At 58.2% G+C, this 17,903-nt stretch carries 18 protein-coding genes; 15 read left to right on the top strand and 3 right to left on the bottom strand.

The genetic code is table 11. The annotated features are described in order from the left end of the window. Positions 1-92: 92 nt before the first annotated feature. Positions 93-3,494 (bottom strand): DUF3971 domain-containing protein, encoded by a 3,402-nt coding sequence (locus QE435_RS07655; RefSeq protein ID WP_349040833.1) that lies wholly within the window; start codon positions 3,492-3,494, stop codon positions 93-95. 175 nt (positions 3,495-3,669) lie between these two features. Between QE435_RS07655 and bcp the strand changes: the two genes are divergently transcribed. From bcp to QE435_RS07610, 9 genes are all read left to right on the top strand, one after another. Next, complete coding sequence (gene bcp, locus QE435_RS07650) at positions 3,670-4,137, top strand: thioredoxin-dependent thiol peroxidase (RefSeq protein WP_306928057.1); 468 nt, start codon at positions 3,670-3,672, stop codon at positions 4,135-4,137. A gap of 24 nt (positions 4,138-4,161) precedes the next feature. Continuing rightward, positions 4,162-4,983, top strand: coding sequence for a ferritin-like domain-containing protein (locus QE435_RS07645; protein WP_349040832.1), 822 nt, complete (start codon positions 4,162-4,164; stop codon positions 4,981-4,983). A 75-nt stretch (positions 4,984-5,058) separates the two neighbouring features. Next, the gene (locus QE435_RS07640; RefSeq protein ID WP_349040831.1) at positions 5,059-6,318 is read left to right on the top strand and encodes a peptidoglycan DD-metalloendopeptidase family protein; all 1,260 of its coding nucleotides are present in this window, start codon (positions 5,059-5,061) and stop codon (positions 6,316-6,318) included. Between the two features lie 188 nt (positions 6,319-6,506). Further along, positions 6,507-8,009, top strand: a complete 1,503-nt coding sequence (locus tag QE435_RS07635) for a DEAD/DEAH box helicase (protein WP_349040830.1) — start codon at positions 6,507-6,509, stop codon at positions 8,007-8,009. Beyond that, on the top strand, positions 8,009-8,422 hold the full coding sequence (locus QE435_RS07630) for an NUDIX domain-containing protein (RefSeq protein ID WP_349040829.1): 414 nt from the start codon (positions 8,009-8,011) through the stop codon (positions 8,420-8,422). Before QE435_RS07635 ends, QE435_RS07630 begins: the two co-directional genes overlap by 1 nt. 147 nt (positions 8,423-8,569) lie before the next feature. After that, complete coding sequence (locus QE435_RS07625; protein ID WP_349040828.1) at positions 8,570-9,643, top strand: ABC transporter substrate-binding protein; 1,074 nt, start codon at positions 8,570-8,572, stop codon at positions 9,641-9,643. 139 nt (positions 9,644-9,782) lie between these two features. Further along, complete coding sequence (rpe, locus tag QE435_RS07620) at positions 9,783-10,460, top strand: ribulose-phosphate 3-epimerase (RefSeq protein ID WP_349040827.1); 678 nt, start codon at positions 9,783-9,785, stop codon at positions 10,458-10,460. 126 nt (positions 10,461-10,586) lie between these two features. After that, positions 10,587-11,894: an adenylosuccinate lyase gene (gene purB, locus QE435_RS07615; protein WP_306928072.1), complete on the top strand. Its 1,308-nt coding sequence runs from the start codon at positions 10,587-10,589 to the stop codon at positions 11,892-11,894. A 149-nt stretch (positions 11,895-12,043) separates the two neighbouring features. Continuing rightward, positions 12,044-12,631, top strand: a complete 588-nt coding sequence (locus QE435_RS07610) for an alpha/beta hydrolase (RefSeq protein WP_349040826.1) — start codon at positions 12,044-12,046, stop codon at positions 12,629-12,631. Between the two features lie 399 nt (positions 12,632-13,030). Here QE435_RS07610 and QE435_RS07605 read toward each other — a convergent pair whose 3' ends face one another. Next, a complete protein-coding gene (locus QE435_RS07605) occupies positions 13,031-13,372 on the bottom strand; it encodes a DUF1476 domain-containing protein (RefSeq protein WP_349040825.1) in 342 nt (113 codons plus the stop codon). A gap of 247 nt (positions 13,373-13,619) precedes the next feature. Between QE435_RS07605 and purC the strand changes: the two genes are divergently transcribed. The 5 genes from purC (at position 13,620) to gpt (ending at position 16,589) form a co-directional block, all read left to right on the top strand. Next, positions 13,620-14,384, top strand: a complete 765-nt coding sequence (purC, locus tag QE435_RS07600; protein ID WP_306928078.1) for a phosphoribosylaminoimidazolesuccinocarboxamide synthase — start codon at positions 13,620-13,622, stop codon at positions 14,382-14,384. Positions 14,385-14,401: 17 nt separating this feature from the next. Next, on the top strand, positions 14,402-14,644 hold the full coding sequence (purS, locus tag QE435_RS07595) for a phosphoribosylformylglycinamidine synthase subunit PurS (protein WP_062441600.1): 243 nt from the start codon (positions 14,402-14,404) through the stop codon (positions 14,642-14,644). A gap of 119 nt (positions 14,645-14,763) precedes the next feature. Continuing rightward, positions 14,764-15,435, top strand: coding sequence for a phosphoribosylformylglycinamidine synthase subunit PurQ (gene purQ / locus QE435_RS07590; RefSeq protein WP_349040824.1), 672 nt, complete (start codon positions 14,764-14,766; stop codon positions 15,433-15,435). Between the two features lie 66 nt (positions 15,436-15,501). Then, on the top strand, positions 15,502-15,906 hold the full coding sequence (locus tag QE435_RS07585) for a hypothetical protein (RefSeq protein ID WP_349040823.1): 405 nt from the start codon (positions 15,502-15,504) through the stop codon (positions 15,904-15,906). Positions 15,907-16,091: 185 nt separating this feature from the next. After that, positions 16,092-16,589 carry a xanthine phosphoribosyltransferase gene (gene gpt, locus QE435_RS07580; RefSeq protein ID WP_306928084.1) on the top strand — a complete coding sequence of 166 codons (498 nt, stop codon included), beginning with the start codon at positions 16,092-16,094 and terminating at the stop codon, positions 16,587-16,589. A gap of 110 nt (positions 16,590-16,699) precedes the next feature. On the opposite strand, the gene soxR is transcribed toward gpt, so the two are convergent. Next, positions 16,700-17,167, bottom strand: coding sequence for a redox-sensitive transcriptional activator SoxR (gene soxR / locus QE435_RS07575; RefSeq protein ID WP_349040822.1), 468 nt, complete (start codon positions 17,165-17,167; stop codon positions 16,700-16,702). A gap of 64 nt (positions 17,168-17,231) precedes the next feature. Here soxR and QE435_RS07570 point away from each other — a divergent pair, with 64 nt between their 5' ends. Then, positions 17,232-17,807, top strand: a complete 576-nt coding sequence (locus QE435_RS07570) for an NAD(P)H-dependent oxidoreductase (RefSeq protein ID WP_349040821.1) — start codon at positions 17,232-17,234, stop codon at positions 17,805-17,807. Positions 17,808-17,903: the final 96 nt, after the last annotated feature.

Genomic DNA, 17,903 nt, shown 5'->3' with positions numbered 1-17,903 from the left:
TCTGGAGTTCTATTTTTGGTTTTTAAATAAGGATGGCAGGTTGAGAGTCAACAGTTGCCGACGCGGCATCAGGCTTATGCGTTACCGCTTTATCACTGGAATTCAAATATCTGCCGGAAAACGCCGGGCGCGATCAGAGACAGAGGGTTGATCTGTAACCGCGGCGTCGCCGTCGGGCCCGTCAGTTTGAAGGTGATACCAAGCAGGCCACGGTCACGACCATTGCCCAAGAAGATGCCGATGAACGGCAACTCGCCGAACAGCCGGTTAAGGCCATAGGCAGGCATGAAGGTGCCGGTCATATCGATATTGCCGTTCTGGTCCTTCAACACGCCCTGGAAGGTGGCGCCAATCTGCTCGCCACGCACCACGCCATTTTCCAGCGCCACGACGCCGTTGACATAGACGACACGCGCAAAGCCGCGCTGGAACTTTTCCGAACTGACATCGATGTTGCGCCGTACAGCCGCATTCAGACTGCGGCCATCCTGACCGGAAGGGGTGGCAACAATATCCTGCAGCTTGGCTTCATTGAGAACGGCGAAGTTGCGCAGATCGAGCGAACCGCTCCAAGACGAGCCGTTGGACGTGGTCATGACGAGGTTCAAGAGACCGCCACGAATACGAGTATAAAGATTGGTGAAGCGCGCGAAGGCACCGGCATCACTGCTGGTCAGATTGATCGTCCCGCCATCGCCTTGGTTGGTGGTCTGCGCTACCACGGCCTGCCCGCGGCCGGACACACCCTTGAAATCCACCGTGCGCACCTTGCCATCCCTGACGCCGATGCTGGCGGTCACATTGGAGAGCGCCTCGTCGTTGAAGCCGTAGACCCGGTCGAGATCTGCCTTGATGTTCAGTGATCCCAGGTCGCCACCTGGAGCCGCACCCGCCGACGCGGCGGAAGCGCCGCTTTCGGAGTTGCGCAGCTTGGCGATGATGGGTCTGAGATCAGCCGACTTGCCGCTGATATTGACGGTGTAGCTTCTTTTTGCGGCGGAGACTGAGACCGCATAATCATCTTGAGGCGACAACTGGAAACGGGAGAAATCGGCCGAGATCAGGCCGCCTTTATCAAAGGTGAGATCGCCAGCAGCGCCAAAACCATCACCCTTGAGCGCCAGGTCGTGAATGCTGGTGCGGCCATTGACCGTCTCCATGCTGAAGGACGCATTCGCCTTGACGCCCACACCCTTTGTCCAGCCAATACCCGGCAGAACCATGGACGCGTTGGAGAGATCGAGCTTCACATCCTGCCGCTCAGGATCTGTGCTGTCTATTTCAAGCAGCGTCGTTCCCCCCAGAACGCTGGAGAGTTCCGGTGCCAGCTTGGCGATTTGGCCGGGCTCCAGAACCGCATTCAGCACAAGTTTTCGGCCTGTCGTGCTGGTTTTGCGAATGGGCTGGGTCAAATCGATATTCATTGCAACATCGTCAATCCGACCCTTACCGAGAAGGTGCAGCGTTTCGTTGTTGAGCTTCAGGCTACCGTTGACCGAAGACACCTTGCGGTTGGAGATCGGTCGCGCCAAGGAAACGTCATTGAGCGCCAGATCCGCTGTCCACACGGGATCGGGTGGAGACTGGCTTTTCAGAAGGCCAACACGCAGTTTGGCGTGAGCGGTCACATTGCCAGAGAAATCGCCGGGCTGGAATTCAGTGTCCTTCAACGCGTTGATCGGCTGGAAGGACGCAAGCTCTGCAATACTGTCGGCCGATCCTTTGACATTGAGATCGAGGTCGGCCATCAGCGGCTTTTCGTAGACATCAGCGATCGAGAAGTGGCTGTTTTCCAGCTCGAGACTACGGTTCGATGGGAAGAAGGAGGTGGCTTTCGAGACGGTGACGTCGATCTTCTCACCCACGAGCTCGAAATGAGCATAGGCATCGCGAAGCGGTGGAATGTCGCCGGCAACGTTCAAGCGCGTGTTCTCGACGTCGAATTTGATTTGCAACTCGCTGGCGGACAATTCCAGCGGGCAGTTCGGCCCGCACATGCGACCAGCGGGTATGAACACCGCGATGGAGCCGTTGCGCACCGTGCCGCCGAACAGGTTGGCAATGACCCATGGCCGCGCCTTATGCGCCATCCAGAACGGCCAGAGTTGCTTGACAGCCGTCGCCTCCATTTTTGGGATTTGCCCGCCAAAGCTGATTTCGGGAGAGCCCTGCCCGAAACGGACCTTCAGCGAGCCTGCCATGTCGCCAAGCTGGCTTGAAACATACAGGGACGGTACATTGATCTCACGTGTCGTGCTGTCAAACGTGCCATCCGCCTTCAGATCGAAGGTCACGGGCTCTTCGCCGCCTGCATCGGCAACGGCTGCCGCATTTGGCAGATGAACGGAAAAATCGAAACCCTTGTCGTTGTCGAGGAGTTTTGCCTGGATGGGTAGCGTCGTGCGGCCAAATTGCAGGTTCGAATTGTCGACCAGAACAGCCTTGCCATCGAAATCGTAATGCGCGTTGACCACACCACCCGTCACGGGCTGTGCTTCCCCGCCGATATAAAGCTCGCCATTTCCCAGCGCGAAAGAAAGATCCAGCGCCGGCTTTTGATCGGTGGCACCGCGGGCCGCGGCGATGTTGATGCCGGTCTTGACGTTGAGCCCCTGGTGCATCAGCCCCTCGTCATCGAATTGTTCGAGAAGCGGGCCAATATCGAACCCGTCCAGCCGGGCGGAGAAATTGTTGATGCGGCCATCGACGGCGGTGGCAGCAAGAGCCAATTCCGCAACCTGGCCGTTGAAAGCCACATCGCCATCGAGCGTATAGCCGCCCTCGCCATCGGGAACGAGAGACAACTCGCTGACAATGATCGTGCGGGGCTTGCCGTCTTCTCGCGGCGGCAGGCGGATCGCGATATCGGAAAGATCGATTTCCTCCGTGCCGCTGCGCTGAAAGGTTTGCGACAGCCGATCGAGATCGCCGAAGGCATTTTCCAGAAGTGCCGGGATCGCATCGATACGAAGTTGCGCGAGATCGAAGGCCTGCCCCTTGGGCAACAGTGCCGTATCAAGCTCCATGCCATTGGCTTCCAGCGTGGCGATCGACACACGCCCGGTCAGCAGCGCGAGAGGATCAAGCGCCATGCCGATGGAACGCGCACGGCTTAGATGCTGCCCCGATTCGCTATCGGTAATATCGACATCCTGGGCAACCAGCGAGAGCCGCAGCCCGGAGGAAAAGCGGATTGCTGTGGAGCCTATGCGCGCTTCGTAGCGAGGGCCGAGTGCCCGCTCCAAAGCCTGCTGCGCCTGGCTTGAGAGAGCGCTGTCAACCGAACCGGTTTCGACCGATAAAATGATGCCGCCGATGGACAGGAAGGCGAGGACAAAGAGGGCCGCGAAGACCTTGGCGAAAGCGCGCAGCATGGAGCGAGGCGGCGGGCAATGAACGATGATCGGGTCTTCCGCTTGCGCAGACGGTAAAGCGTGCAGCGGCACGATGTCGCGCTTGCTGAAACTGACCTTCTCCCCACGAATTTCCGCCATTCGTACCCTGCGCGCTCCCGGAAATATCCTGAACCCCAAGCCAGGGTCTTTTCAGTTTGGCGGTTTCACCCTGCCATCCCGCATGACTTGCCACAAGACTGGACGAAGCTGTTATTCGGTATATATCGAATACCCGCCCCCATGCTCAACAATCCGGGCAAAAGAAAGGTGAACCATGGCAGAACTGACGATTGGCGACGAAGCACCCGATTTCCGTCTTCCCAGAAACGGCGGTGGCGATATTTCTCTTTCCGATTTGAAGGGCAAGGCGGTCGTCCTCTATTTCTACCCGAAGGATGACACATCCGGCTGCACGGCAGAGGCAATCGACTTCAGCGCATTGGGTGCTGAGTTCGAAGCGGCCAATACCGTCGTCATTGGGATTTCGCCCGACTCGGTGAAGAGCCACGACAAATTTGCCGCCAAGCATTCGCTCACCGTGATGCTGGCCGCCGATGAAGACAAGAGCGCGCTGGAGGCCTATGGCGTTTGGAAGGAAAAAAGCATGTACGGCAAGAAGTACATGGGTGTTGAACGCACCACCTTCCTGATTGCGCCAGACGGCAAGGTTGCGAAAATCTGGAACAAGGTGAAGGTGCCAGGGCATGCGCAGGCGGTTCTCGATGAGGCCAAGGCTGTTTGACCGGCCAAGACTGATCCGACGACCATGACATTCACGCTGACATCGCTAAGGGGCGCTGCAACCGAAGCCATCGCCTCAGCCGATCTCGACCGCAAGACGGCGCTGGCGCAGGAAGCGGCAACCCGCTGGTTCGAGCGACGTCTCTCTCTGCGCTCGCCGCTCGACCCGAAATTGCCGGACCGCCCGGGACGACCTGGGAAGCCGGAACTTGTCCCGCCAACCGCAGTCAAGCGTCGGTCTCTCCACAGCGTGAAGGGCCGGATCGCTCTCTTGCACGCCATCGCCCATATCGAACTCAACGCCGTGGATCTCGCACTCGATATCGTTGCGCGTTACGCCAGCGAGCCGGTGCCGCAGTCCTTCTTCCATGGCTGGATGCAGGTTGCCTTCGAAGAGGCAAAACACTTCCGGCTGGTGCGAGATCGCCTGCGGGCGATGGGCGCAGATTACGGAGATCTTCCGGCGCATGACGGTCTCTGGCAGGCCGCACACCAGACGCGCAATGACCTTACCGCCAGGCTTGCAGTCGTGCCGCTCATTCTCGAAGCGCGCGGTCTCGATGTCACCCCCTCCCTCCAGGCCAAGATGCGGGAGACGGGCGATCTTGAGAGCGCTGCCGTTCTCGACGTCATCTATAATGACGAGAAGGGTCACGTTGCGATTGGCGCGAAGTGGTTCCGCTTCCTGTGCGCGCGTGAAAAGAAGGACCCGGCGGAAACCTTCAAACAACTGGTCCGGGTCAATTTTCGTGGACCGCTGAAGCCGCCCTTCAACGATCTTGCCCGCGCCGAGGCGGGATTGACGCCGTCCTTCTATCGGTCGTTGACCGCCGTCAGCCAAAGCTGAGCGCCTCTGTAAAAGCTTCGTTAACCTTAACAAATTATCTTTCTCAGTGGACGAAGAACCGCCGCTGGAGCTGAAATGACGGAAGCGAGGACAAACCTGGCCTTTGGCAAGAAGCGCAAGCAGCACATCCTCATTCTGGCGAGCGGCGAGAAGATTCGCCATGTCACGATCAGACCCTTGATCGTCGTCCCCACCCTGCTGATTATCCTCGTCATGAGCCTCGGCTTTATCGGCTCGACTGCCTATCTCGTTTTCCGCGACGATATGCTGGGTGCGATGATTGCACGGCAATCGCGCATGCAAAAGGATTATGAGGACCGTATCGCCGCACTCCGTTCGCAGGTGGACCAGATTACATCGCGTCAGCTTCTTGATCAGCAAGCTGTTGAGAAGAAAGTGGAAACGCTTCTCGCCCAGCAGAATGCCCTGTCCTCCCGTCATGGACGCGCCAACGAACTCCTCAATGAGGACGCTGTATCGGCACAGGAGGACCAGAGCGTCACACCTTCGGCCAACGCGTTCGCTCCCCAGAAGAAGGCAAGCCTTTCCGGCGGCGTATCCGCCATCGACCGAGCGCTACGTGGTCCTGAAAAAGGATCGACGCTCAAAGGCAGCTTGACCTATAGCGACAACAAGGACGCCGTGTCCGGTCGCGCGCTGACGCGCATGCTCGCCTCGCTCAACCGCATCGAATCGGACCAGCTTGGGCGAATCGCTTCGCTGACGACTGGCGCAAAAAGCCGGGCCGATGCGATGGCCGATATCATTCGTAGCACCGGGCTGAAAATTGACGACAAGCCTGACGATGCCATCGGCGGGCCCTTTGTGGAAGCCTCGACCAATCCGTTTCAGGCCTCGCTCGCAGATCTCGACGATGCCTTGAACCGCCTGGAGACCGTTCGTGGTACGGCAGAGCGCCTGCCGCTCGGTAACCCGGCGCCCGGTCGCGATATCACCAGCCGCTTCGGCAATCGCATGGACCCGTTTCTCGGTCGTCCTGCACTGCATACCGGCATAGACTTCCGCGCGGAGACCGGTGCCGATGTGCGGGCGACGGGTGCTGGCACCGTTTCTTTCGCAGGCTATTCAGGCGGTTACGGCAACATGGTAGAGGTCGATCACGGCAAAGGTGTCACGACGCGCTACGGCCATTTGTCGCAGATCCTTGTTCGCACCGGCGAAAAGATCGAGCTATCCGATGTCATCGGCAAGGCCGGCAGTACCGGACGCTCCACCGGACCTCATGTTCATTACGAAGTGCGGTTGAATGATGAGGCGGTTGATCCAATGCGCTTCCTCGTCGCGGGCACTGAATTGAAGACCTATCTTCAGTAAAGCACCGCTTCGCATCAGAATTTGAGCCGAATTTTCTTTCATCGGCCAGTTTTCATGTGCCATTTCGGGACAAATCCCTGTTTCCTTGACTTTTCGGCGATTTAAGCCTATGTCGCGGACCACGATCTGCGGCACTAACGCTACGACAGTCGCTTGTTCTTCGAACCAGAACGGAAACAGTTTTTCCTTTGACAACATTCTCTGATCTTGGCCTGAGCCAAAAAGTCCTTTCCGCTATTGCCGATGCTGGCTACACCACGCCAACACCTATCCAGGCGGGCGCCATTCCTCCGGCGCTGGAAAGACGCGACATTTGCGGCATTGCACAGACGGGAACCGGCAAGACGGCGTCCTTCGTGCTGCCGATGCTCACCCTGCTCGAAAAGGGCCGCGCGCGTGCGAGAATGCCGCGTACACTCATTCTGGAACCGACGCGTGAACTGGCGGCCCAGGTTGCCGAAAACTTCGAGAAGTACGGCAAGAATCACAAGCTGAACGTCGCACTTCTGATCGGCGGCGTCTCCTTCGAAGAGCAGGACCGCAAGCTGGAGCGTGGCGCAGATGTCTTGATCTGCACCCCCGGCCGTCTGCTCGACCATTGCGAACGCGGCAAGCTTTTGATGACGGGCGTGGAAATCCTCGTCATCGATGAAGCCGACCGCATGCTCGACATGGGCTTCATTCCCGATATCGAGCGCATTGCGAAGATGATCCCCTTCACGCGCCAGACGCTGTTCTTCTCGGCCACCATGCCGCCGGAAATCCAGAAGTTGGCCGATCGCTTCCTGCAAAACCCGGTCCGCATTGAAGTGGCTAAACCCTCTTCGACGGCAAAGACCGTGACGCAGCGCATCGTTGCGACCCACGACAAGGATTACGAGAAGCGCGCCGTGCTTCGCGACTTGATCAAGGCTCAGACCGAGCTCAAGAACGCGATCATCTTCTGCAACCGCAAGAAGGACGTGGCCGATCTTTACCGGTCGCTCGAACGGCACGGTTTCTCCGTCGGCGCCCTGCATGGCGACATGGATCAGAATTCGCGGACAAAGATGCTCGCGGGCTTCAAGGACAATCAGATTACGCTGCTGGTCGCGTCCGACGTTGCCGCACGCGGTCTCGACATTCCCGATGTCAGCCATGTCTTCAACTTCGACGTCCCGATCCATGCGGAAGATTACGTCCATCGCATCGGCCGTACCGGCCGCGCCGGTCGCTCCGGTGCTGCCTTCACGCTCGTCAATCGTCGTGACACCAAGTATCTCGACGCCATCGAAAAGCTGATTGGCGAAAAGATCGAGTGGCTGAGCGGAGATCTTTCGGAACTTCCCGCACCCATGGAAAGTTTCGCCACCGATCGTCCGCGCCGCGGCAAGGACAAAGAACGGGATCGTGGCCGTGGCCGCGACAGAAACCGCCGCGAAGAGACTCAACAGGTCGAAGCGGAAACCCCCAATGTGAAACAGGCTGACACCATTCAGGTTGCGGCAAATGGAGGCGACAAGGTGAAGGCAGAGCGCAGGCACGAAAAGGCACCTCGCAATTTCGAGCGGAGCCACGGTGCTTCCCATGCGAATGACGACAACCGTGATCGTCGCCGCCACTATCGCGACCATGATGATGGCCCGACACCTGTCGGCTTCGGCGACGATATCCCCGCATTCATGCTGATCGTTGCAAACGCCAAAGGCTGATGGCACAGCCAGGCATCGATTTTCCCGGTGTCGGATGCGGTCTCGTCATCAGGCGGGACGGCAAGGTGCTGCTTTATAAGCGCGTAAAATCGCCCGAAGCTGGCCACTGGAGCATTGTGGGCGGCAAGGTCGATCACATGGAACACGCCCTTGAGGCCGCCCGTCGCGAAGCCGAGGAGGAAAGCGGGCTGACCATCGGGGACGTCCGCTTCCTCTGTATCAGCGAGCAGATCATACCAGCCGACAGGCAACATTGGCTGTCGCTGATCTACGTGACCGACAACGTGACGGGAACAGCGCAATTGACGGAGCCGGACAAGCTCTCCGAGATGGGCTGGTTCGATCTCAACGACCTGCCCTCTCCCCTGTCTGTTTTCGCCCAGGACGCCTTTCGCCATCTCGCATCACGATGAGAACGTCGCCGTGCCAAGGTTGGCGGTCCATCCACCACGCGACGAACAATTATTCTTTGCTATAAAGCGCATTTTTCTTGGCGTTGAACCTTTTGCATCCTGCTCAGCCTCGATAACATCGGACAATCGCACAGGATAATGCCGTTGATGAATTCACTCCGCCTGCTCAGTTTTGCCTTCAGTCTCAGCCTGGCTGGCGTTGCAAATGCTGCGACCATCGCAGTCGTTGCGCCGCAGAACGGCGCATATGAGACGCTGGGGTTGCAAATCCGGCAGGGTGTGAAGGCGGCGGCGGCAAAGGCCGGCCTCGATGTGATGGAGATCCATGAAAGCTGCGAGGACGGCAGCGGTGGCGCCATCGCTGACGGTCTCGTTGCGTCGAAAGTCTCCGTGGTCGTCGGTTTTCTATGTACGGAAACCCTCGCGGATGCGCTGCCGACGCTCAAGAATGCCGCAATCCCCGCCATCACTCTGTCGAGCCGCTCGCCCATCCTGATGGAAGATGCGTTGAAGCGCGGCTGGCCGCTCTTCCGTATGGCACCGTCGGAGAACGACGAGGCCTCTGCCGTGGCGGATATCATGCTGCGCGACTGGAAGGGATTGCCCTTCGCGCTTCTTGATGACGGGACGATCTATAGCCGTGAGCTGGTGGACCGTGTGCGAGCGCGCTTGGAAGAGGCGGGGTTGAAACCGACCTTCACCGACACGCTGCGCCCGTCGCAGGAACAGCAGATCGCCCTTGTGCGTCGCCTGAGCCGCACAGGCGTGACTCATGTCTTCGCGGCGACAGAACGCAATGACCTATCGATCATTGCACGCGATGCTGCGGCAGAGAAAATTCCCCTCCTCCTTATGGGCAGCGACGCGCTGCGAGCGGCAAATGCACCTGTTCCGCTGCAGCCGGGCACGCTTGCTGTCGCCCTGCCGGACTACGCGGCCCTACCCTCTGCGGCAGACGTGGTTCAGCAGCTCCGCGCTGCCAACATCGAACCCGAAGGCTACGTTCTTCCGGCCTATGCCGCCGCCCAACTCTCGGCCCAGGCGCTGGAAAAGGCATCGGAACAATCGAAGCCAACGCCTGTTGTGATGGTTGGTACAACCTTCAACACGGTGATCGGCCCCGTCATCTTCAACGATCACCACGAGTTGCAGGACAATCCCTACCGGCTTCAACGCTGGACCGGAACGAATTTCGTCTCTGTGGACAAGGCGCTAAATTAGGGTGCTCCAGCAACGTCATATCGCGAGATCGATTTCTATCTAATCGATTTGGCCCTTCTGAGGTTTGTATCGCCGCTTGTTGACCCATGCATGCGGTGCTAAGGGCCAGCAACGCCTTGCCAAACAGGAGCATTTGCAGATGACCCTTCCCGTCCGGATCGCCCCCTCCATTCTTGCCTCCAACTTTGCAAAGCTCGGACAGGAAGTCGCCGATGTGACGGCCGCTGGCGCCGACTGGATTCATCTGGACGTTATGGACGGTCACTTTGTGCCGAATATTTCCTTCGGACCGGATGTGATCAAGGCGCTCCGCCCCCACAGCAAGGCCTTCTTCGATTGCCATTTGATGATCGCGCCTGCCGATCCCTATCTCGAGGCCTTCGCGAAGGCCGGTTGCGACAGCATTACGGTCCATGCCGAAGCGGGCGCGCATTTGCACCGCTCGCTGCAAACCATCCGCTCGCTCGGCAAGAAGGTCGGCGTCACGCTCAATCCCGCAACGCCGCTTTCCGTGCTGGAAAACGTGCTGGACGATGTGGACCTCATCCTCATCATGAGCGTCAATCCAGGCTTTGGCGGTCAGAAGTTCATTCCCGCCATGCTCGACAAGATCCGCGCAGCGAAGTCACTCATCGGCAATCGCCCGATTGAGCTGGAAGTGGATGGCGGCATCACCACCGAAACGGCTGGCAGCGCTATTGCGGCGGGCGCCAATGTGCTGGTTGCGGGTTCTGCCGTCTTCAAGGGTGATGGTGTGGATGATTATACCAAAACCATCTCCGCTCTCAGAGCATCCGCCGAAAGCGGCAGAGCCTGATCGCCACGTAAACGCCTTTCGGCAGAGGCCGTGTTGTCGAATTCACCCTGGCACACCGAATGCGTTGAGATTGCCGGAACACTTTGCTAAACGGGCACCAGATTTCTCACTCAAGAAGGCTTTGCCATGATCCCTCGTTATTCCCGGCCGGAAATGGTCGCTATCTGGTCGCCGGAAACCAAGTTCCGCATCTGGTTCGAAATCGAGGCGCATGCCTGTGACGCGCTGGCGGACATTGGCGTAATCCCGAAGGAAGCGGCAAAGACGATCTGGGAAAAGGGTGGTGCGGCCGAGTTCGACGTTGCCCGCATCGACGAGATCGAAGCCGTCACCAAGCATGACGTCATTGCTTTCCTCACCCATCTTGCAGAATTCGTTGGACCGGATTCCCGTTTCGTCCACCAGGGCATGACCTCATCCGACGTGCTCGACACGACGCTGAACATCCAGTTGGTTCGCGCTGCCGACCTGCTGATCGCCGGAATGGACCGCGTTCTGACCGCGTTGAAGACCCGCGCTTTCGAGCACAAGAACACGGTGCGTATCGGTCGCAGCCACGGCATTCATGCCGAGCCGACGACGATGGGTCTGACATTTGCGCGATTCTATGCCGAGATGGACCGCAACCGCGCCCGCCTCATCAACGCCCGCGCCGAAATCGCCACGGGCGCCATCTCCGGCGCTGTCGGCACCTTCGCCAATATCGACCCTTCCGTCGAAGAGCATGTCTGCAAAGCACTTGGTCTGTCGCCGGAGCCCGTGTCCACGCAGGTAATCCCGCGTGATCGTCACGCCATGTTCTTTGCAACACTCGGCGTCATTGCCTCGTCGATCGAAAACGTTGCCATCGAAATTCGCCACATGCAGCGCACGGAAGTTCTGGAGGCGGAAGAGTTCTTCTCTCCTGGCCAGAAGGGTTCCTCCGCAATGCCGCATAAGCGCAACCCCGTTCTGACAGAGAACCTCACGGGTCTGGCTCGCCTCGTGCGCATGTCTGTCGTTCCTGCTTTGGAGAACGTTGCTCTCTGGCATGAGCGCGATATCAGCCACTCGTCCGTCGAGCGTGGCATCGGCCCGGACACCACCATCACGCTCGATTTCGCCCTCAACCGTCTGGCCGGCGTCATCGAGAAGCTGGTGATCTATCCGGAAAACATGTTGAAGAACATGAACAAGTTCCGTGGTCTCGTCCATTCGCAGCGCGTCCTTCTGGCTCTGACACAGGCCGGCGTTTCGCGCGAGGATTCCTATCGCCTCGTTCAGCGCAATGCGATGAAGGTCTGGGAAGAAGGCAAGGACTTCCTCGAAGAACTGTTGTCGGACGAGGAAGTGCGCGCAGCCCTTCCGGAAGAGACGATTCGCGAAAAGTTCGACCTTGGCTACCACACCAAGCATGTCGACACGATCTTCAAGCGTGTCTTTGGCGAGGCTTGATCCCTCAGCATCACGATAAGAGTTGCTCACCTTGGACAGCACTAAGGTGAGCACGACTGCATGGTGATACTCAGTCGCTCTCGACGCGTTGTGACCGATCCTGTGCTTTACATCTTGATAACGCCAGCCAACACACCAAGATAAGCGGCATGAAAGTATCAGAAGCAGATATCCTCATTGTTCCCGGCTACACAAATTCCGGCCCCGACCACTGGCAAAGCCGCTGGCAGGAAAAGCTGTCGACAGCACGGCGCGTCGAGCAGGCGGAATGGTCTAAGCCTGTCCGCGAAGACTGGGTCGCTCGGCTTGTGGAGGAAGTCAACGCCTCGACGAAACCTGTGGTCCTCGTCGCGCATTCGCTCGGCGTGCCGACGGTTATCCATGCCCTGCCTGAAATCGGGTCCAGGGTTGCTGGCGCCATGCTCGTCGCACCGCCAGATGTTGCCAATCCCGAAATCCGGCCAAAGCATTTGATGACCTTTGGCCCCTATCCACGCGACCCGCTCCCATTCCCGGCGATAACCATCGCCAGTCGCAACGATCCTTTCGGGACTTACGAGCATGCCGACGACATCGCCGCGGCCTGGGGCTCGCTTCTGATCGATGCTGGCATGTCAGGACATATCAACACGGAATCGGGTCATGGTCCCTGGCCCGAGGGCACCATGGTCTTCGCCCAGTTCCTGAGCAAGCTTCAACCGCCGGCTGGCTTCGATACGGCTGTTCATAACCGCTGAAAAAATCAGTTCTCTTTGCCACGCTGACGGTGCATGGAAAGTAAAATAGAAATGCCGCGCAAGTATATCCTGCGCGGCCTCGGCTTTTCGGCATCGGTGATCAAAAGCCATATGTGTCTGGTAGCCTGGAGACTGGATCATCTCCAGGCATCAGAGCATCGGCGCGAAAATCGGAATCGACTTTCGGAAAAAGCACGATGCGCAGACTGAAAGAACGAGCGCCCTTAGTGCATCCAAAATGACGCACGGCGCTCTAAGGGATTGTCCAACCAAAAGTGTGCAGCGGTTTTGCGATAACGACATGCAATAACAAAGACCTAAAGCGTATGAGCGAACCTGAAGGATCGCGACACGCTTTAGGCCGAGCGCCGCTGGATGTTTGGAATTCGAACGGAAGACTCAGGCAGCGCGCTTGCTGTCGAACTGCGCAATCCCATTGCGAAGTTCGTCGGCGGCACAGTGCAGGAGGCTGCTCATTTGGTCATGGATCGCGTCATCGGTGACGCCAACGCCAGCAGCGACGAAATCGTCATGCAGCTTGTTGAACACGGCGTCATCGCCGTCGCGGCCGATGGCGGCGGCAACGATCTCACTGGCATAAGAATTGGCGTCTTCCTTGTGCATGAGGGATGCAGCCCAAAGGCCCATCAACCTGCTGCGCATGCCGTGAAGACGGAAGCTCAGTTCCTCTTCGTGAAAATACAGATTTTCAAGCGCTTTACCGCGTTTTCTCAGACCCATGATTATACCCCGTTTTACTTAGTTGTTATTTGCGTCCTCTTGATCGGGACAACAGTGTTCTAGAATACAACTATTGAAAAAGCGTAACTTTGAGACGATGCCTTGGAAGAGCCAAAAACAAGGTTGAAGAATTGCAAACAAGCGCACGCCGTCGCATTGTGAAATTGCTTCTTTTCCGTTATGGGACCGCTTCAAGAACCGAAACGACCGCCACCAGCACCGGCGCTAGAACAAGAGATATGTCGCTATGAACCGTCGCCGCCGAATCTATGAAGGCAAGGCCAAGATCCTGTATGAAGGTCCGGAGCCCGGAACGCTCATCCAATTCTTCAAGGATGATGCCACCGCTTTCAACAAGAAGAAGCATGAAGTCATCGACGGAAAAGGCGTTCTGAACAACCGCATCTCGGAATATGTCTTCACGCATCTGAACAAGATCGGCATTCCCACTCACTTCATCCGCCGCCTGAACATGCGCGAGCAGTTGATCAAGGAAGTGGAAATGATCCCGCTCGAGGTTGTCGTGCGCAACGTCGCCGCAGGCTCGCTCTCGAAGCGTCTCGGCATCGACGAGGGTATCGTGCTGCCGCGCTCGATCATCGAGTTCTATTACAAGTCGGATGCGCTCGAAGACCCGATGGTCTCCGAAGAGCACATCACGGCTTTCGGTTGGGCAAACCCTGCTGAGCTCGACGACATCATGGCACTTGCCATCCGCGTCAACGACTTCCTCTCCGGTCTCTTCCTTGGCGTCGGCATTCAGCTGGTCGATTTCAAGATCGAGTGCGGCCGTCTGTTCGAAGGCGATATGATGCGCATTATCCTTGCGGATGAAATTTCGCCGGATAGCTGCCGCCTGTGGGATATCGAGACGCAGGAAAAGATGGACAAAGACCGCTTTCGCCGCGATATGGGTGGGCTTGTGGAAGCCTATTCGGAAGTCGCGCGCCGTCTCGGCATCATCAATGAAAACGAACCGATCCGCGGCACAGGCCCGGTTCTCGTCAAGTGAAATCAGGAGACCATCAGGTGATCAAGGCACGGGTGACTGTTACGCTGAAGAACGGCGTTCTCGATCCGCAGGGTAAGGCAATCGAAGGCGCGCTGGGGAGCCTCGGTTTTGATGGCGTCGGCCAGGTTCGTCAGGGCAAGGTCTTCGATCTTGAACTGAACACCACCGACAAGGCGAAGGCCGAAGAAAATCTGAAGGCGATGTGCGAGAAGCTTCTCGCCAACACCGTCATCGAAAACTACGCGATCGCCATCCTCTAGAGCAATTGCGGTGAACGGTGGTTCACCTCCATTGCTTTCACTCTTTGTTTGACGCATTTCCGGACGCAAAACCGCAGACACGTTTGCTGGAAATGCTCTGAATTTCGGAGCCAAGGCCCATGAAATCCGCAGTCGTCCAGCTTCCTGGCCTCAATCGCGACCGTGACATGATCGCGGCCTTGACGAAGATTTCGGGCCAGGCACCCGTCACCATCTGGCAGACGGAAACACAAATCCCGGATGTCGACCTGATCGTCATCCCCGGCGGCTTTTCCTATGGCGATTACCTTCGTTGTGGCGCGATCGCGGCCCGCATGCCCGTCATGCAGGCGATCCGCGAGAAGGCGGAACAGGGCGTCAAGGTTCTGGGCGTCTGCAACGGCTTCCAAATTCTCGTCGAAGCCGGAATGCTGCCAGGTGCCTTGATGCGCAATGCCTCGCTCAAATTCGTCTGCCGCGAAGTCAAGCTCGAGGTCGTCAACAACGACACCGAGTTTACCCGCACATACGATAAGGGCCAGATCATCCGTTCGCCCGTCGCCCATCACGATGGCAACTACTTCGTCGAAGCCGACGAGTTGAAGGCGATGGAAGACAATGGCCAGGTGGTGTTCCGTTACGCGGAAGACACCAACCCGAACGGCTCTCTGAATGATATTGCCGGCGTTATCAACGCCAAGGGCAATGTTCTCGGTATGATGCCGCATCCGGAAAACCTCATCGAAGCGGCCCATGGCGGCAAGGATGGCCGCGGCATATTCGCCTCGGCGCTCGGCGTTATCGCTGCCTGATATCAACAGCATCGAGCCGGGCGCATCAGCCCGGCTTTCTTTTTGCCGCTCCTGCTGGATTGAAGAATGAACCGCACCGTTCCCACACGTTCCATCGGCATCGCCGCTCTGGGCCTCGCAGCAATCGCACTTGCTGCATGCCAGCCTAAGCCTGAGGCGCCGCGGGTTGCGTCGCAGTCGGCCCTTCCGGTGATGGAGCGCATCGCCCTTGGCGCCAATGCCTGCTGGTTCAAGTCTGGCGATCCGGCCTTCAAGGCCTATCGCCTCGCGCCGGAACTCAACTCCTTCTCAGGACGTCCGCGCATTCTGCTCGTCCCGCGCAACAGCCCGGAATCGCGCCCGATGCTGGTGGTCCAGGCCGAAGGCAATCCGGCCAATCTTCAGGCCTTCGGTCCTGTGATGAATGACGGTCACGCACCGCGCATTTCCGCTGACATCAAGCGCTGGGCCAATGGCGGCAAGGGCTGCTGACAGCCATCCACGTGACCGCGACGCGTCGCGGCCTCTTAAAAAGAGATCGCTGGACGTTCTCGGAGCGCCTCCGTGGGTACCGTCAGCGCGATCATGATCGCCGCAAACGCGCGGACTTGCTTTTTGCCGTTTCTTGCCGCTATTAGCCAAAGCCATTAGCAATTGAATGAGATGGCAGACCCACCATGTCCCTTCCCGATAAAGCCTTCCCAGTCTCCTGGGATCAGTTTCACCGCGATGCCCGCGCACTGGCATGGCGTCTTGCCGGCCTGAACAAGGAGTTCAAGGCTATTGTCTGTATCACCCGCGGCGGCCTCGTTCCGGCAGCCATCATCTCCCGCGAGCTCAACATCCGCCTAATCGACACGGTGTGCATCGCCACCCGTCACGATTACCTCAATCAGGGCGATACCATTCTGCTGAAGGGCATCTCTCCTGAGCTGCTGGAGAAATCCGGTGAAGGCATTCTCGTCGTGGACGATCTGACCGATACCGGCAAGACCGCATTGGAAGTGCGCGAGATGCTTCCAAAGGCGCATTTTGCCTGCGTCTATGCCAAGCCGACCGGCGTTCCCACTATCGACACTTTCGTCACCGAAGTGAGCCAGGACACCTGGATCTACTTCCCATGGGACATGGGCTTCACCTATCAGGAGCCGATCGCCAAGGGCGCGCCCGGCTGATCACCGCGCATCCATCATGTCGCGCCAAGTCTTCTGAGGTTTGGCGCGACATGAGCCGATCTTGCTTTCCCAAATCGCATCTTGCTTCGAAGGTCTGCGAAATTGCACCCTCACGGCCCAGGCTCCAGCAGCACCGGCCCGCTGCCCTTATCTCCCAATATATCCGCCGGATTGCGCAACGGACACTCCTCCGTCGATAGACACCCACAGCCGATGCAGCCGGTCAGCTGATTGCGCAACCGCGTGAGGCGCGCAATGCGGTCATCCAGTTCGGCCTGCCAATGGGTGGCAAGCCGCTGCCAGTCCTTAGCGGTTGGTGTTCGTCCATCCGGCAGGGTGTTCAGAGCCTGCTGAATTTCCTTGAGCGGAACGCCTGCTCTCTGCGCGACCTTGATGATGGCAATGCGCCGCAGCACGTCGCGTCCATAACGACGGTGATTGGAGCTGTTTCGCCAGCCTTTAATCAGCCCTTCGGCCTCATAAAAATGAAGCGTCGAGACCGCCACGCCAGCGCGCTCGGCCACATCACCGACGGAGAGATCCCGCACCAAAGGAATCTGCTGAAGTTTTTTCGTCATGCCTGTTGACCTCAACCTTACTTGAGGAATTACCACATGAAGGTCAACGCTGAAAGGGATATCCATGACAGACAAAACGCTCTCGCTTCGCATTATTCTGGGCAGCGCCCGCGCCAACCGCTTTGCCGATATCGTCGCAGCCTGGGTGACCGAACGGCTGGCATCGATGCCTCATCTCACGGTGGAGCTTCTCGACCCTCGCGAACTCAAGCTGCCGCTCGGACATGATCCAGAGGCTGCCTCCGTAAAGGCATTGCGTGAGAGCCTCGATCGCGCCGATGCCTTCATTATCGTCACGCCGGAATATAATCGCAGCTACACGGGCGAACTGAAGACGCTGATCGATTCCGCCTACGCCGAATGGAATGCAAAGCCCGTCGGCTTCGTCTCCTATGGCGGCGTTTCTGGCGGCCTTCGTGCCGTCGAACATCTCCGCACCGTCTTTTCCGAAACCCATGCCGCGACGATGCGGGATGTCGTCAGCTTCTCCAATCCGTGGACGATGGTGGATGCGGGTGGCAAGCTGGCCGCCGGAAAAGACTCCGAGACGGCCTTCCAAACCATGATGGGTAGATTGGAATGGTGGGCCAATGCGCTGAAGCTGGGTCGCGCGGCCGTTCCCTACAGGAAGTCAGCATAATCGTGCCGCAACCCATCATAGTGAAGGCGAGGTTGCTTCCGGTGGCATCCCTCACCCCAATATGACGACCATGATCATTTACGCAGGTACAGATGC

Origin of the sequence: Agrobacterium sp. SORGH_AS 787, assembly GCF_030819035.1 — a bacterium.
Classification (GTDB): domain Bacteria; phylum Pseudomonadota; class Alphaproteobacteria; order Rhizobiales; family Rhizobiaceae; genus Agrobacterium; species Agrobacterium larrymoorei_B.
The sequence above is the reverse complement of the archived record's forward strand: the minus strand, read 5'-3'. Positions and strand labels throughout refer to the sequence as shown.

Bases quoted from the DNA above. Each gene is read 5' to 3' on its own strand.
- QE435_RS07655 (WP_349040833.1), bottom strand. From the start codon at position 3,494: ATGGCGGAAATTCGTGGGGAGAAGGTCAGTTTCAGCAAGCGCGACATC.
- bcp (WP_306928057.1), top strand. From the start codon at position 3,670: ATGGCAGAACTGACGATTGGCGACGAAGCACCCGATTTCCGTCTTCCC.
- QE435_RS07645 (WP_349040832.1), top strand. From the start codon at position 4,162: ATGACATTCACGCTGACATCGCTAAGGGGCGCTGCAACCGAAGCCATC.
- QE435_RS07640 (WP_349040831.1), top strand. From the start codon at position 5,059: ATGACGGAAGCGAGGACAAACCTGGCCTTTGGCAAGAAGCGCAAGCAG.
- QE435_RS07630 (WP_349040829.1), top strand. From the start codon at position 8,009: ATGGCACAGCCAGGCATCGATTTTCCCGGTGTCGGATGCGGTCTCGTC.
- QE435_RS07625 (WP_349040828.1), top strand. From the start codon at position 8,570: ATGAATTCACTCCGCCTGCTCAGTTTTGCCTTCAGTCTCAGCCTGGCT.
- rpe (WP_349040827.1), top strand. From the start codon at position 9,783: ATGACCCTTCCCGTCCGGATCGCCCCCTCCATTCTTGCCTCCAACTTT.
- purB (WP_306928072.1), top strand. From the start codon at position 10,587: ATGATCCCTCGTTATTCCCGGCCGGAAATGGTCGCTATCTGGTCGCCG.
- QE435_RS07610 (WP_349040826.1), top strand. From the start codon at position 12,044: ATGAAAGTATCAGAAGCAGATATCCTCATTGTTCCCGGCTACACAAAT.
- QE435_RS07605 (WP_349040825.1), bottom strand. From the start codon at position 13,372: ATGGGTCTGAGAAAACGCGGTAAAGCGCTTGAAAATCTGTATTTTCAC.
- purC (WP_306928078.1), top strand. From the start codon at position 13,620: ATGAACCGTCGCCGCCGAATCTATGAAGGCAAGGCCAAGATCCTGTAT.
- purQ (WP_349040824.1), top strand. From the start codon at position 14,764: ATGAAATCCGCAGTCGTCCAGCTTCCTGGCCTCAATCGCGACCGTGAC.
- QE435_RS07585 (WP_349040823.1), top strand. From the start codon at position 15,502: ATGAACCGCACCGTTCCCACACGTTCCATCGGCATCGCCGCTCTGGGC.
- gpt (WP_306928084.1), top strand. From the start codon at position 16,092: ATGTCCCTTCCCGATAAAGCCTTCCCAGTCTCCTGGGATCAGTTTCAC.
- soxR (WP_349040822.1), bottom strand. From the start codon at position 17,167: ATGACGAAAAAACTTCAGCAGATTCCTTTGGTGCGGGATCTCTCCGTC.
- QE435_RS07570 (WP_349040821.1), top strand. From the start codon at position 17,232: ATGACAGACAAAACGCTCTCGCTTCGCATTATTCTGGGCAGCGCCCGC.